12 protein-coding genes are annotated in these 15,698 nt (G+C 44.0%); 7 read left to right on the forward strand and 5 right to left on the reverse strand.

Going from position 1 to position 15,698, the window contains the following annotated elements:
• Positions 1-33: 33 nt before the first annotated feature.
• The 4 genes from MAMP_RS07160 to MAMP_RS07175 form a co-directional block, all read right to left on the reverse strand.
• Entirely contained in the window at positions 34-1,656 is a 1,623-nt protein-coding gene (locus MAMP_RS07160) for a sensor domain-containing diguanylate cyclase (protein WP_040576232.1), read from the reverse strand.
• On the reverse strand, positions 1,646-2,068 hold the full coding sequence (locus tag MAMP_RS07165; RefSeq protein ID WP_007145350.1) for a type 2 periplasmic-binding domain-containing protein: 423 nt from the start codon (positions 2,066-2,068) through the stop codon (positions 1,646-1,648). Before MAMP_RS07165 ends, MAMP_RS07160 begins: the two co-directional genes overlap by 11 nt.
• Positions 2,068-3,327, reverse strand: a complete 1,260-nt coding sequence (locus tag MAMP_RS07170) for a hypothetical protein (RefSeq protein ID WP_007145351.1) — start codon at positions 3,325-3,327, stop codon at positions 2,068-2,070. Before MAMP_RS07170 ends, MAMP_RS07165 begins: the two co-directional genes overlap by 1 nt.
• Before the next feature lie 609 nt (positions 3,328-3,936).
• A complete protein-coding gene (locus tag MAMP_RS07175) occupies positions 3,937-4,440 on the reverse strand; it encodes a methylated-DNA--[protein]-cysteine S-methyltransferase (RefSeq protein WP_007145353.1) in 504 nt (167 codons plus the stop codon).
• A gap of 106 nt (positions 4,441-4,546) precedes the next feature.
• Here MAMP_RS07175 and MAMP_RS07180 point away from each other — a divergent pair, with 106 nt between their 5' ends.
• From MAMP_RS07180 to MAMP_RS16535, 5 genes are all read left to right on the forward strand, one after another.
• Complete coding sequence (locus MAMP_RS07180) at positions 4,547-4,951, forward strand: hypothetical protein (protein WP_007145354.1); 405 nt, start codon at positions 4,547-4,549, stop codon at positions 4,949-4,951.
• A 442-nt stretch (positions 4,952-5,393) separates the two neighbouring features.
• The gene (locus MAMP_RS07185) at positions 5,394-6,722 is read left to right on the forward strand and encodes a TolC family protein (RefSeq protein WP_007145356.1); all 1,329 of its coding nucleotides are present in this window, start codon (positions 5,394-5,396) and stop codon (positions 6,720-6,722) included.
• The gene (locus tag MAMP_RS07190; RefSeq protein ID WP_007145357.1) at positions 6,715-8,097 is read left to right on the forward strand and encodes an efflux RND transporter periplasmic adaptor subunit; all 1,383 of its coding nucleotides are present in this window, start codon (positions 6,715-6,717) and stop codon (positions 8,095-8,097) included. The genes MAMP_RS07185 and MAMP_RS07190 overlap by 8 nt, the downstream gene beginning before the upstream one ends.
• Positions 8,090-9,637 carry an efflux RND transporter permease subunit gene (locus MAMP_RS16530; protein WP_007145358.1) on the forward strand — a complete coding sequence of 516 codons (1,548 nt, stop codon included), beginning with the start codon at positions 8,090-8,092 and terminating at the stop codon, positions 9,635-9,637. The genes MAMP_RS07190 and MAMP_RS16530 overlap by 8 nt, the downstream gene beginning before the upstream one ends.
• Positions 9,638-9,666: 29 nt before the next feature.
• Entirely contained in the window at positions 9,667-11,229 is a 1,563-nt protein-coding gene (locus MAMP_RS16535) for an efflux RND transporter permease subunit (protein WP_007145359.1), read from the forward strand.
• Between the two features lie 20 nt (positions 11,230-11,249).
• Here MAMP_RS16535 and MAMP_RS07200 read toward each other — a convergent pair whose 3' ends face one another.
• Entirely contained in the window at positions 11,250-11,645 is a 396-nt protein-coding gene (locus tag MAMP_RS07200; RefSeq protein ID WP_007145360.1) for a MerR family transcriptional regulator, read from the reverse strand.
• Between the two features lie 136 nt (positions 11,646-11,781).
• On the opposite strand from MAMP_RS07200, the gene MAMP_RS07205 reads away from it, so the two are divergent.
• Complete coding sequence (locus MAMP_RS07205; protein ID WP_007145361.1) at positions 11,782-14,238, forward strand: heavy metal translocating P-type ATPase; 2,457 nt, start codon at positions 11,782-11,784, stop codon at positions 14,236-14,238.
• 257 nt (positions 14,239-14,495) lie between these two features.
• The gene (locus MAMP_RS07210; protein WP_454557342.1) at positions 14,496-15,695 is read left to right on the forward strand and encodes an O-acetylhomoserine aminocarboxypropyltransferase/cysteine synthase family protein; all 1,200 of its coding nucleotides are present in this window, start codon (positions 14,496-14,498) and stop codon (positions 15,693-15,695) included.
• Positions 15,696-15,698 lie beyond the last annotated feature (3 nt).

The following is a 15,698-nucleotide window of genomic DNA, read 5'->3' on the forward strand; positions in this document are numbered from 1 at the left end:
ATAGAAAATGCCCGGTGTTATTCACCGGGCATTCTAAAATCCGGTGATCACACTTTGTGTCTCTGACGTCTTGAATGTGGGTTGTTTGAAAAAGTTATAACTGTTTTTGTTGTGTGATTTGACTTCATACATCGCAAGATCAGCGTACTTGAGTAATGTCTCAATATTATCAGCATTGAATGGATAGAGCGCGATACCAATGCTAGCACTGATAGTCACACTCATATCAGACTGACATTCTATTGGTTGCTGTAATATATTTAACAGTTTTTCTGCAATACTGCTCGCTTCTGATAAATCCGTGGTTAATCTGGCAAAAACAACAAATTCATCGCCTCCCCAACGTATCGCAATATCTTCAGCACGAATTGAACCTAATAATCGATTTGCAACCGCTATAAGCACTCTGTCTCCTGCTTCATGGCCAAATTGATCATTAACAGGTTTAAACCCATCCAAATCAATCATAAACAGGCCATATGAAAACCGCTTAGAGTCCGAAGATGAGATAAGTTGTTCAATTTTATTCTCACCTGCACCGCGATTATACAAATTGGTTAAGGCATCGACTTCAGCCTGCCCCTTTAACTTTTCTTCCCGATTGCGACGCTCTGAAATATCTTGCAAGACAATTTCAAAAGACGACGTCTTATCATCGTCTGTCATGACCGAAATAAGGCAGTATAACCACCTCGTTTGTGACCCCTCCTCAACTTTTATATCAACTGCTCGTGACTCACCACTCGATAAAACTTCAGCGGCAGCTGATTCCAAGCGACTTTTTTCTTCATCAAATAGTGCAAAAAAGGAAAGGGAGTCTTGCTTTGAAATCTTCTGAAAACATTCATCACCAATAATCTGTTTGAAAGACGGGTTATGTAGCCTCATTTTGCCATCAATATCGACAATGGCGATACCGTGACTGGACTGTTCGAAAATATCTCTGAATCGGTTTTCTAACTCTTCCACTTCAAGTCGAAGCGTTCTTTCAAGATTAATATTCTCCTCGACCGAATTTAATAACTCATTTATATCGTGAGTTAATAAACCAATTTCATCGTATTGGTGAGACTGAGTTGGAATAATTCGCTCTTCACTACCAATCCGAATACCATGCAAACGACTGGCAAGCCGTTTTATTTCAGTTATCAACTGTGTATTCAATAAGAAAATAATAAGTGTGATCAAAACAAACGTCTGAACAGAAATTAATATAACGTGATTGATAGCGGCCTTTCTCGCATCCGACTTAATCAAAGCGACATTCGGCACAAGGTTTAATTTACCAACCATTTCACCGCTTGAAAAAGGAGATTCCAAATCAAACTTCATTGTCTCAGCGTCATCAGGTACGGTACCACGTAAAGCTAGCGATTCCTGAGTTGACTTTAACTCCACAGCTTTGACTAAATCACTGCCTGCAATCCCCTCAACGACTTCTTTAGCCAGTGTCAGATCATCTAAATAAGCAGCGATTGCAGCTGTATGGGATACAGCATGAGCGAGTTGTCGGATATTTTTCTGACTTTGAGCAAACTCTTTTGAATAGGTATAACTGTAAAACAAATATCCTGTTGATAACGCAGACACAACACCAGCCAGGATCAATATGAATGCTAATCGAGTGGCAATACTTGTGCGAAGCTTAGTCAACATAACCCAGGACTTTTAATGAGTCATTCACCTTATCAGCCTCAATATAGCCGATTGCATTAGAATCTTTTTCTAACCACTTTATCATCTCATCATCACTGACTTCTTTAGGTAAAGCAAATCGACCAGAAAATAAGAGTCGGGCGCGGTAGGAATTGATTTCATTGAGTGTTTTATTAACCAGATTTTGATAAAAATCTCTTCTCGCTGGAGACGCAATCTCCTGATCTAGTAACACTATTCTCTGTCCGGTCGAATAAAATTTTGTCCGCCCCATAAAAATATCAACAATCTGCTGCTTACTCAGCGCGGCTAGTGGATTATTTTTATTTGCGACCACAGCAATCTCTCCTGAGGCCGCTAAGGATGGCACCAGCGATAAACACAATATTGCTAATACTAATATCGTCTTCATCAGAATATAAAATCCACGGTCAGACTGAATACGTTAAAAATATGCTGTTTATCTATTTGGTTTTTTTGTTCAAAGATAAAGTCGCCATACTTCTCAACCCAAGTACGATCCCATTGCGCTTTTAATGAAACCGTTTGCGAAACATCCCAACGAGCGCCGATACCAAGCGTACTTTGGTCAGCATAAATGCCATTTGACGCAGCCTGAGCGATTGATTGTAATCGTTGATATGATGTAATGAATGCAGGTGCAGGTGGTATGGTTTCTCGACTACCCAGCGTGGTAAATTTACTGACAATAAAATAGGGTGTCACAGCACCAAACCGATGCCCCACACTCAAATAAGCTGAAGCATATTTATCATGCGTACTTGTTTCTGCCTTAACGACGCTCAATTCACTTTGAACAAGCCAGTCGTCTTTATCATAGCTGAGTCCCGCGGTAACGTATCTCAGCCAGGTATCATTAATCGAAAAACCCGCGATAGAAGCCGCTTCAGGCCAGCCAAACTTGGATGCTTGTATTAACGCATCGTCAAATGCAGCGGCAGGATCGTCTTTGTCATTAATTCTGGCTTGTGAGTAAAGAAGTCTTAATAACCAGGTCTGATTTTCCCAGCGCAGCCCTGCCCCAAAGTTCGGCTCAAACTTTATCTTTTTTGCCTCACCATTACTGTCATAAGGAAAGTTGCTTCGACCCGCCCATACAGACGAGGTCAACACACCATCTCCTAATCTGAGGTGATGGCTTAATTTTGCGCCATCGTAGGATTCACCCGCTAGCTGGCCATAAAACGCGACGGGTAAATGTGTCCATAAACGAGCAAAACCAACATTTTTATATTCTGATGACATAAAGACATCATTCGGTAAACGACCCAACCCAATTTCAAAACGATTATCAAAATGATAGGTAAAAAAGGCTGATTTAAGGGTGTTGTTAAATGACTGCTCAGGTCTGTCTATAAAAACAAATTGTGTGGTGAAATTTAACTGCTGGTTGAAAATGTAATCAATTTGCAGGCCAAGGTTAGACTCGGTTGCTGAATCAAATCCATGCCCACTGCCCTCTTGTTCGATGGAGTTGCGATAGAGAATATTATCGCTGTCATTGTAGATGAGGCCTAATGTGCCGTAACCATTCACAGACAAGCCCTCAATACCCGTATCTAAGGCCTCACATCGAAATGGTAACGTCAATAACAATCCGATTAATAAAAAACTGTGTTTAACATTTAGCAAGCCAACACCCACGCTCATGACAAAATCCACATGGATTATATAGATATTTTCCTGCATTTTGTTGTTCTTAAATGAATTATCCCCCTTTATTCAGGCGTTTCGCACTTACTCACAGTTTCTGTGGAAAACAATGTGGATAACTTTCTGGTAAATCTGTAAGTGATTCTTTTACGACAAACTTTACATGATGGTTAATTTTTAACCATTGCAAAAAAAGCGTGAAGATTGTTGATATACCTACATCTATAAAATTCATAAATCTCATCGTCAATCTAAAGTTTTATTCACTTTACTCACAAAAACGGTGGATAAGCATGTGGATAAGTTTCTGGTAAAGCTGTAAGTGACTCTTTTATGACAAGCTTTATGACATGGTTAAATTTTAACCAAGAGCCAGTTTTCGGATGATGAGAGAAAAGACAAAAGCTTTATGAATGATACGAAGATAATTATCTCGAATAATTTATACACATTACCCACAATTTCAGTGGATAAGCATGTGGATAAGTTTCTGGTAAATCTGTAAGTGACTCTTTTCTGACGAGCTTTAAATGGTGGTCAATATTTAACCACTGCTATCGAATAAAAGCTTGACAAACCCTGTAAAGCAGACAAAAAAAGACAAGATCAAACTGTCAACAAGGCCTTTTCACGACCCAATAAAATTTGTTTACGTTCTACACCCCATCGATAGCCTGACAGCGTGCCGTTTTTATTAACAATCCGATGACAAGGTACCAGCAAAGCCAATGAATTTGCGGCACAAGCATTGGCGACAGCTCTCACAGCCGAGGGTTTTCCCAGCATGTTTGCCAGCTCGGTATAGGTTCTGGTTTGCCCAACAGGAACTTGCTGTAAGGTCATCCATACTGATTTTTGAAACGTCGTTCCTTCCATTTCAATCGGTAAATCTAACTCACCTTTTGGTGACTCGATATAGTTTAATATCCGGATTAAATAGCTGGTTAGTAAAGTATCATTTTGCTGTTGTTTTGCATGTGGATATTTTTCTTGGAGATGCTCAACCAAAAGGTCGGGGTCATCAGCCAATGCAACAAAGCATATAGCTCTGTTATTTCTAGCCACCAGTAGACAACCTAGGCTGGAAATCCCTAATTCATAAAACACCATGAACTTGTCCTCCCTACTGAATGCATTTTTCATATACCATATAAACGATTGAACTTAATCGTATTCAAAACTGCCAAAAGTTAATTGAATACTGAGGAGTAAACCATTGAGAACCTTTCGCCTCTTGTCGTTATTATTTTTATGCCCTGCTGTATTTGCTGGCAACATCAGCTCTCAATATAGCGGAGACAGTTTACAAAAATTATATGCTGAGCTTCATTATTTACGTGAAGTAGGTATCGAAATTCATCAAAAATATGATCTCAAAAAAAATCCGGATCAACTCCGTTTTTGTAAAGGTGAGTATGGCTATATTTCTACACGGGCCAAGTCCACAATAGGCATTGCCAACCGCTTACCCAGTCCGCATAAAGAAGAATATATTGCTGCTGGCTGGAAAGCATATGAATGTAGTCAGTGTACTGGTAACATTGAAGCTTGTGACGCCGTCCCACCTGCACTGGAAACCATAAAAGCAGAATTTAAAGAAAAACAAAACGCGACTGAATAAACTAGTGAAAACATTAACGACACATTTGCTACTGCTTTGCATGACACTGATGATGACATTGTCATCATGGTCAGCGCACGCAGACAAAGCAGAAATGCGTTCAGATATGTCTCACTCTTCGTCGCATCATGTTCAATCTTCTGATACTCAGAAACACTGTGCAGAAACGTCATCAAAAGAGTGTCCGCATTGTATGAATATGGATCATTGTCAATCCAGTCATCACAGCTGTTTCAACACTGTCACACTGCCAACGAAGTCTTATCTTTCCATTAATCAGCCTCTTTTTATTCTGCTGACCATGAGTCAGATTGAAGCAAAACCAACAGAGCAACACAGCTCCCTGTTCAGGCCCCCCATAAGCTTATAACACCTATCTCCTCATTTCCGTGAGGCCACAGCACATCTGTGCTTATATCATTATTAATGATTGGTGAAGCTTATGAAGCAATGGAATACAACCATTACCGCGTGGTTAATTTTTTTACCACTGATTTTCCTCATACCATCCGCTTATGCGGCTGAAGATACCAAAGAGCGCGTTGAGCAGGTACACGCTGTTTTAACGCTGGATACAGCCATAGCCTTGGCTGAGCAGTCCAACCCAGGTCTTGCCCAGCGTCAGGCTCAGGCTGAAGCAATGTCTGCGCTGCCCTCACAGCTTGGCAGCCTGCCGGATCCCATGATCAGTATGGGCCTGGTTAACCTGCCTACGGATAGCCTGAACACATCACAAGAATCTATGACGCAATGGCAGTTAGGCATTAGTCAGGAGATTCCATTTCCCGGCAAGTTAGCACTGAAACAACAAGCGGCCACTGAACGCGCTAATGCCAGTGCCTTGATGACGACAGAGTATAAACAGCAGCTAATCCAATATGTAACAAGCTACTGGTGGCAACTGTTTTATCTGGAAAAAACGCTGGCCATTATTTCCACCAATAAAACGCTACTTAAGCAGTTTATCGATATTGCTGAAACAAAATACCGTGTCGGGCATGGTCTGCAACAGGATGTCTTACTTGCTCAACTGGAGTTATCCAAACTCCTGAACCGTGAGATTGAATTAAACAGTGAACGCGAACAGGTGGTCATCAGGCTTAACACCTTACTTAGTCGCCCAACGAACACGGCGATTCAGCTTCCGGCATTTCAGCATATTGATACCACGCTACCAGAGATTAAACCTGTTGATGAAGTTCTCGATATTGCCGAACAGAGCAGACCTTTTCTGCTGCAACAAAAACACCTTATTGCCGCCGCCTCAGAAGATAAAGCTTTAGCTGAAAAAGACCTATTACCTGATTTCAAAATCTCAGCGGCTTATGGTGTAAGACAAGGTCATAATCTGGATGGCTCAGATCGGAGTGACATGTTGTCACTGCAAGTCGGGATTAACGTGCCGTTATTTGCCGATCGAAAACAAAAAATGGCCATTTCACAAAAAAACAGTGAATTAAAACAACAACAATTCGCTTATCAGGATAGCTGGAACCAGGTTCAATCTGAGATTGCTAACTACATTACCCAGTATCAACAGGCGCGTCAGCAATACAGCTTATTGGATACAGGCATCCTGCCTCAGGCCAGACAAACCATAGCGTCCATGTTATCGGGGTATCAAGTGAATAAAGTCGATTTTCTTAACCTAGTTCGAGCACAAATCACACTTTATGACTACGAAACACAATTATGGCTTAGCGTAAAAACCGCAAAAACGGCATTAGCGAATCTCGAGGCCAGTGTAGGTAAGGACACTTTTTATGAATAAAACAACGTCTATATTTATCAGTTTAATCAGCGGCTTACTCATTGGCACTGGCGGTTTAATGGCATATCAGCACTTGACCAGCCCATCAGCCGTGACAGCAGAAACCACACAGAAACCGGCCAAACCATTGTATTACCGTAATCCAATGAACCCGGAAGTCACCTCGCCTGTTCCTGCTAGAGACCACATGGGAATGGACTATATACCGGTTTATGAGGACGAGGCCTCTGCACCAGAAAAAGCTGGTACGGTTAAAATTGATCCGGTCACCGAACAGAATATTGGTGTTCGTACCGCAACGGCCAAACTTTCCAGCTTATCTCACCTTATTCGTACAGTCGGTAAGGTGACCTATGATGAAGAGCGCATATCTAAACTTCATCCCAAAACTGAGGGATGGGTTGAAAAGCTTTTTGTTGATAAGACCGGTACTCAGGTCAATAAAAACACGATGTTATTGAGTGTCTATTCGCCACAACTGGTCACTAGCTCACAGGAATATCTGCTGGCGATCAGCAGTGCAAAAACGCTGGAAAACAGTCCTTTCGATGATATCCGTCGCAGTGCGGAGCAAATGGTCGCTTCAGCACGCGAACGCCTGGCATTGCTGGATGTGCCAGAGCATCAGATTCGCGATATGGTGAAAACCGGCAATATCCCCAAGGCGCTTCATATCCATTCCCCATTCACAGGTACAGTGATTAATATCGGCGCACGTGAGGGTCAATATGTCACACCACAAACCGAGTTATATATGCTGGCTGATCTCAGTAAAGTCTGGGTGATAGCACAGGTCTATGAGTCAGATCTGCCTTGGGTCAATGAGAATGATACGGTTGACATGCAATTAACTGCCATTCCAGGAAAAACCTTTAAAGGCACACTTTCTTATATATATCCCTATGCTGAAGCTGCAACCAGAACCATTAAAGTGCGTATGGCATTTGATAATCCGGATTTGCTATTAAAACCGGACATGTTTGCCAATGTCACCATTCATACCAAAAATCAGCCTGAAGCCATTACGGTACCGACTGAAGCCATTATTCGCTCAGGTGATAAAGAGCAGGTATTTATTATGAGAGCAGCGGGTCAGTTTGAACCGCGTAAGGTCACTACCGGATTAAGTGCCGATGGCAGGACGCAAATCCTGAACGGAGTGAAAGTGGGTGACGAGGTGGTAACGTCTAGTCAGTTCTTGATTGATTCTGAGTCTAAACTTAATGAAACGACTGAGAAAATGCGGGCAATTGACGCCCCCGCTTCTGAAGAAATGCAAGATCATCAACAAAACATGCTCGGACAGGACATGCTAGCACCCGCATCATCTTCGTCAATGAACATGCCAGAGATGGAGCATCATCACCATGATTAAGTCCATCATCGATCTGGCATTACGTGAAAAGCTACTGGTTTTACTGGCAGCAAGCTTTCTGGTCGCCGCCGGTATCTGGAGTCTGAAAAATGTTTCTCTGGATGCCATTCCGGACCTGTCTGATGTTCAGGTGATTGTCTTTACACAATATCCGGGACAAGCACCACAAGTCGTTGAGGATCAAGTGACATATCCTTTAACGACAGCCATGTTAGCCGTGCCTAAAGCAAAGTCTGTACGCGGCTATTCCTTTTTTGGTCTGTCGTTTGTTTACATTATTTTTGAAGACAATACTGATATGTATTGGGCTAGGTCACGGGTACTGGAATATCTGAATTATGTCAGTAACCGCCTGCCAGAAGGTGTATCGCCAAGTCTTGGACCCGATGCAACCGGAGTTGGCTGGGTGTATGAATATGCGTTAGTCGATACAAGTGGTCGTCATGACTTAGCACAACTGCGTTCCATACAGGACTGGTATTTACGTTATCCACTGCAAACCGTAGATGGCGTGGCAGAAGTGGCTTCGATTGGCGGTTATGTCAAACAATATCAAATCGAAGTGGATCCCAATGCCCTGCTGAATTACCACATTCCATTATCCAAAGTGAAAACAGCCATCCAGCGTTCGAATAGTGATGTTGGCGGTAAATTAATTGAAATGGCAGAAACCGAATATATGGTGCGTGGATTGGGTTACATCCAGTCACTTGATGATATTCGCTCAATTGCCGTCAGTGTGACTGAAGATGGCACCCCAATTCGTCTGGCCGATATTGCTAATATTCACTACGGGCCTGACTTACGTCGTGGACTTGCCGAGCTGAATGGTGAAGGTGAAGTCGCCGGCGGTATTGTGGTCATGCGTTATGGCGAAAATGCACTCAGCACCATTAATAACGTGAAGAAGAAGCTTAAGGAACTGGAAAAAAGTCTGCCAGAAGGTGTTGAAATACAGGCGGTTTATGACCGCAGTGATTTGATTCATCGTGGTGTGAATAATCTGAAACATAAGCTGCTGGAAGAATCGCTGATTGTCAGCTTGATTTGTATTGTTTTTCTGTTCCATGCCCGCTCAGCACTGGTCGCGATTGTTACCTTACCTATTGGCATATTGATGGCATTTATTGTGATGCACTGGCAAGGCATTAATGCCAATATCATGTCACTTGGCGGCATTGCGATTGCGATAGGTGCGATGATTGATGGTGCCATCGTGATGATTGAAAATGCACACAAACATCTGGAAAAAGCCGCAACTGACTTAGGCAGAAAACTCTCTTCTTCTGAACGCTGGCAAGCAATAGCGGATGCTTCTAAAGAAGTAGGACCGGCTTTATTTTTCTCGCTTCTGATTATCACGGTGTCCTTTCTGCCGGTATTCACACTTCAGGCCCAGGAAGGTCGTTTATTCAGCCCATTGGCTTTCACCAAAACCTATGCGATGGCAGCAGCAGCTCTATTGGCCATTAGTTTAGTACCCGTTCTAATGGGCTTACTCATTCGCGGTAATATTCTTGCCGAAGAAAAAACCCTTTAAATCGCTTATTACATGGACTGCATCGGCCGGTGCTGAAGTTTTGCATTCGTTACCGCTTTGCCGTACTGCTCATCACAGCACTGCTGTTAGCTGTCAGTATCATTCCGATACAACGAACAGGTAGCGAGTTTATGCCACCACTCGATGAAGGTGATATTTTGTATATGCCGACGACCTACCCCGGCCTGTCCATCTCTAAAGCGCGGGAGTTAGTTCAGCAAACGGATAAGATTCTCACTACCTTTCCCGAAGTGGCGTCGGTATTTGGCAAAGCAGGTCGCGCTGAAACCGCCACAGATCCTGCCCCGTTATCCATGTTCGAAACGACTATTCGTTTAAAACCCCGTGAACAATGGCCTGATCCGGCGAAAACCACGCGTGAGCTGATGAATGAGATGGATGACGCCATCCAGTTTCCAGGACTGACCAACAGCTGGACAATGCCCATTAAAACACGGCTGGATATGTTATCTACCGGCATTAAAACCCCCGTCGGTATTAAAATCAGTGGCCCCAGTTTAACCGAGCTCAATACACTGACTGCCCAAGTTGAACAGCTGGTTAAGACCTTACCGGAGACCTTATCTGCATTTGGAGATAAAGCCACGGGGGGATATTTTGTTGATATCAACATCAACAGAGATGAAATTGCGCGTTATGGATTGCATATTGCCGATGTACAAGATGTTATCCAGACTGCCATCGGCGGCATGAATGTGACATCTACGGTTGAAGGCCTGGAGCGTTACCCTGTCAATTTGCGTTATCCACGGGATATGCGTGACAACTTGAATGAGCTTAAACGCACCCTGATATCAGCACCAACAGGTGCTCAGATTCCATTATCACAACTGGCCGATTTAAGTCTTAAACGAGGTGCGCCGGTCATCAAGACAGAAAACTCCCGGCCCAATGCCTGGGTATATATTGATATCAAATCTGATGATATCGGCGGTTATGTCGAAAAAGCACGTCAATTGATTGATGAGAAGGTATCGCTGCCACCGGGTTATACCCTTAGCTGGTCGGGACAGTTTGAGTATATGCAACGTGCCGCAGAGCGTCTCAAACTGGTGATTCCTTTGACGCTTTTACTCATCTTTTTATTGTTATATCTCAACTTCCGTAATATTCGCTCCCCGCTCGTCGTCATGCTGTCGATTCCGTTTGCCAGTATTGGCGGTCTATGGCTGCTGTATTGGTTGGGGTTTAACTTCTCTGTTGCTGTTGCCGTCGGCTTTATTGCACTGGCCGGGGTTGCCGCGGAGATCGGCGTGTTAATTCTGACCTTTATCGATCAGAAAATTGATGCAGTGAGACAACAGAACTCACAACAAAAACTAAGCAAAGAGGCTATCTGGCAAGCCGTTTTTTCAGGAAGCGCAGAAAGAGTCCGTCCGGTTGCCATGACCGCCATCGCCATTACTGCTGGTCTGCTGCCGATTTTATGGAGCAATGGCACTGGCAGTGATGTAATGCAGCGTATTGCCGCGCCGATGGTCGGTGGAATGATTTCCGTTACGCTATTAGCGCTGTTTGTTTTACCGCTAATTTATGGTCTGGTATTACAGTTTATTGAGAGCAGAAAGTAGATGTGTCATAGCCCACCGCATCAGACATTAAACGCCGCCAGTATTGCACAAGGTTTGCTTTCGCCGCCTGCGGCACAGTTACCCGCCAGGCGTTTAAGACTGTCACGGGCTTGCTGCATTTCGGCTATTTTGGCATCCAACTCATGTAATCGTCGCATGGCGAGCTGGAAGGCACGATGATGGTCTTGTGTCGAGTCGAGCCCGATCAGCTCTTTAATTTCACGCAAAGTAAACCCGGCTTCCTGGGCTTTGCGAATGAATTTAAGGCGGCGAAGATCCTGCATGCCATATCGTCGAATACCTCCATTAGCTACAGGTATATCAAGCAGACCTTTACGTTGATAATAACGGACGGTTTCCACCGTCACATCGACTTGTTTAGCGAATTGTCCAATGGTCCAACTGTCTTTTTTCATAAGGCTCTTGACTCTGTACTATGGTACGTACTCTATAGTCTAAACAACTCAATCATCATAATCACTACAGTGATAAACCATTGGGTGAATAACAGCGTTATCATATTGATAAAGCAAACTATTTCAGGAGAAGACAATGACGACTGATCCCGTATGCGGTATGCAGGTTGATGAAAAAACAGCGAAATACCAAACCAGCCATAAGCATAAAAATTACGTCTTTTGTTCTCAACACTGCTTAAATAATTTTAAGGCTGACCCACAGTTTTATCTTAATAAACCTGAAACAGATTCAGCTAAAAGCTGTTGCAGTGGCAAACATGATCATCAGCCTAATCCTGATAATCACCCGCATGCTCAATCCGGCGCTAAAGGCGACTATATTTGCCCTATGTGTGAAGGTGTACGTAATGATGGTCCCGGCAGCTGCCCGAAATGTGGCATGGCTTTAGAACCTGAAAATCCCGTTTCTTCTAGTCAAAAAACCCAATACACCTGCCCTATGCATCCAGAAATCCAACAAGATGAGCCGGGGGATTGTCCAATCTGTGGTATGGCACTGGAAGCAACAACAGTTGAAGTCGAACCGGATAACAGCGAATACAAAGACATGCTGAAACGCTTCATCGTTGGTGGTTTATTAGCGTTACCTGTGTTTTTTATTGCCATGTTACTAGAGATGGCACCATCACTGTTTCCAGTAGATACCAGTATCCAACAATGGCATTGGGCAGAATTCATACTCGCCACACCTGTTGTTTTCTGGGCTGGCTGGCCATTTCTAGTTCGTGCCGTGCAATCGGTGAAAACGGGTCACTTAAATATGTTCACCCTTATCGGACTCGGCGTCAGTGTCGCCTGGACATATAGTGTCATTGCATTACTCTTTCCCGGCGTATTTCCAGCCAGTATGCAACACGACGGTGTGGTAGCCGTTTACTTTGAAGCCGCAGCAGTCATCACGGTGTTGGTATTACTGGGGCAAGTATTAGAATTACGGGCTCGCAGCCAAACCAATACTGCCATCAAACTATTAATGGGCTTGGCCCCGAAAACTGCACGTAAAGTCACAGATTGTGGCCATGAAAAAGATATTCCGCTGGATCAGGTCAAAGTCGGTGACACATTACGTATCCGTCCCGGTGAGAAAATTCCTGTTGATGGCTTGGTCATCGAAGGTGAAAGTCACATTGATGAATCTATGGTCACAGGCGAACCCATGCCTGTGAATAAAAAAGTCGATGACAAATTAGTCGGTGGTACGGTCAATGGCACTGGCAGTCTGTTAATGCAGGCTGAAAAAGTGGGTAGTGACACCCTACTCTCACAAATCGTGAAAATGGTGGCTGAAGCACAACGTTCTCGTGCCCCGATACAAAAACTGGTTGATAAAGTTGCGGCTTATTTTGTCCCTATCGTTATCGCGGTGGCCATTATGACCTTTATTATCTGGTTTGTAGCCGGCCCCGATCCAAAACTGGCACATGCGTTAATCAATGCCGTGGCGGTATTAATTATTGCCTGCCCTTGTGCCCTAGGCTTAGCTACACCCATGTCAATTATGGTGGGTACTGGCCGTGGTGCAGCTCATGGTGTGTTAATCAAAAATGCAGAAGCATTAGAAAGCATGGAAAAAATCGACACGCTTGTGGTCGATAAAACCGGCACCTTAACTCAAGGTAAACCGGAGCTTTCTACCATTGAAGCCACTCAGGGCTTTGAAAAAAATGCTTTATTGCAGTGGGCTGCCAGCCTGGAGCAACATAGCGAACACCCGCTGGCAACCGCATTAATTGCAGCAGCAAAAAAACAAAATCTCTCACTTGCCGAAGCTAAACAATTCCAGTCACATACAGGTCAGGGAATCAGCGGCAGCGTTGATGGTAAATCGATTTTGTTTGGCAATAAAGCCTTAATGCAAGCGAATAAAATTGATGTCAGCGCTATCGAAGATCGAGGTGACAAATTACGCCAGCAAGGCGATAGCGTCATGTTATTAGCTGTCGATAATACCGTTGCCGGCTTAGTGGCAGTGGCTGATCCTATCAAGGAAACAAGCAAGGCAGCGATTGATGCTCTACACAAAGAAGGTATCCGTATTGTGATGCTCACCGGTGACAATCATGTCACAGCCAATGCCGTGGCAAAACAATTGAACATTGATGAAGTCCATGCCGATGTACAACCAGAACAGAAAAATCAGCATATTAAAGACTTGCAACATCAGGGGCGTATTGTCGCCATGGCGGGAGATGGCATTAACGATGCGCCAGCACTTGCTCAGGCAAACATCGGGATCGCGATGGGAACAGGCACCGATGTCGCCGTCGAAAGCGCAGGTATGACATTAATGAAAGGTGACTTAACCGGTATTCATCAGGCCTTAGTCCTCAGTCGGGCGACCATGAAAAATATCCGACAAAATCTGTTCTTTGCTTTTATCTATAACTCGCTGGGTGTGCCTGTGGCCGCTGGGATTTTATATCCTTTCTTTGGATTATTGCTCTCGCCAATGGTGGCAGCCGCCGCAATGAGCCTCAGTTCAGTGTCAGTCATTGGTAACGCCTTACGCCTACGTAGGCTGAAGTTATAAGCTGATCAAATAGTTAAATTCGAACTCACTCCAAGCAGAGTCAAAACAGCATTCGTCTGTTGACTCTGCTTTTTTATCTCATGCACGACCAATTCTCTCTTACCGTGCTCTCTCATGTTAATCTCTCCAGTGTAGATAAGCTTAATAACAATAAAACAATACAACTCAGCACCTATGGAGAGAACTATGCGATTAGAATCACTCGCCTTACATCACGGCTATGAATCTGAACCCACCACTAAGTCGGCTGCGTTCCGATTTACCAGACAACTTCTTACACTTTTGATAATACTCAGCATGGTGCAGATCTATTTGATCTGAAAGTCCCCGGTAATATTTACACACGTATCATGAACCCAACCAATGACGTGCTGGAAAAACGTCTGGCTGAAATGGAAGGTGGTATTGCTGGTCTGGCGGTAGCATCCGGTATGTCAGCTATTACTTATGCCATTCAGGCTATCGCTGAAGCAGGTGACAACATTGTTAGCAGCACCCAGCTTTACGGCGGCAGCTACAATTTGTTCGCTCATACCTGCCCACGACAAGGTATTACAGTGCGCATGGCATCGTTTGATGACTATGACAAAATCGAAAGCCTGATTGACGATAAAACCAAAGCCTTATTCTGTGAATCTATCGGTAACCCTGCCGGTAATATTGTTGATATACAACGTTGGGCAGAGATTGCTCACCGACATGGTGTGCCATTAATTGTTGATAATACGGTCGCCACACCTTACCTATGTCGTGTCTTTGACCATGGTGCGGATATCGTGGTGCATTCATTAACTAAATATATCGGCGGTCATGGCACAACGGTTGGCGGCATGATTGTCGATTCAGGCCGCTTTGACTGGGTAGCCAATAAAGAACGTTTCCCGATGCTAAACGAACCGGATCCTTCCTACCATGGCGTGATCTACACGGAGGCGTTAGGACCTGCCGCCTATATTGGTCGTTGTCGTGTTATTCCTCTGCGTAATACGGGTTCAGCCTTGTCTCCTCACAGTGCATTTTTATTAATGCAAGGTCTGGAAACCTTAGGCTTGCGTATGGAACGTCACTGTGAGAATGCATTGAAAGTGGCTAACTATTTACAACAGCACCCTAAAGTGGAATGGGTGAACTACGCCGCCTTGGAGAATAGCCCCTATCACGAAGTCTGTCAGAAAATCACCAAAGGTCAGGCCTCAGGCATTCTCAGCTTCGGTATCACTGGTGGCAAAGAAGCGGGTGCACGCTTTATTGATGCCTTGCAGATGATTTTACGCTTGGTCAATATTGGTGATGCAAAATCACTGGCCTGCCACCCCGCAACCACTACACATCGACAATTAAGTCCGGAAGAGCTGGCAACCGCAGGCGTATCAGAAGACTTAGTGCGGATTTCGGTGGGTATTGAGCATATTGACGACATTATTGCCGACATTGCTCAAGCACTGGAAAAAGCATAAACA

The sequence above is a fragment of the Methylophaga thalassica MP genome (genome assembly GCF_000214595.1).
Lineage (GTDB): Bacteria > Pseudomonadota > Gammaproteobacteria > Nitrosococcales > Methylophagaceae > Methylophaga > Methylophaga thalassica.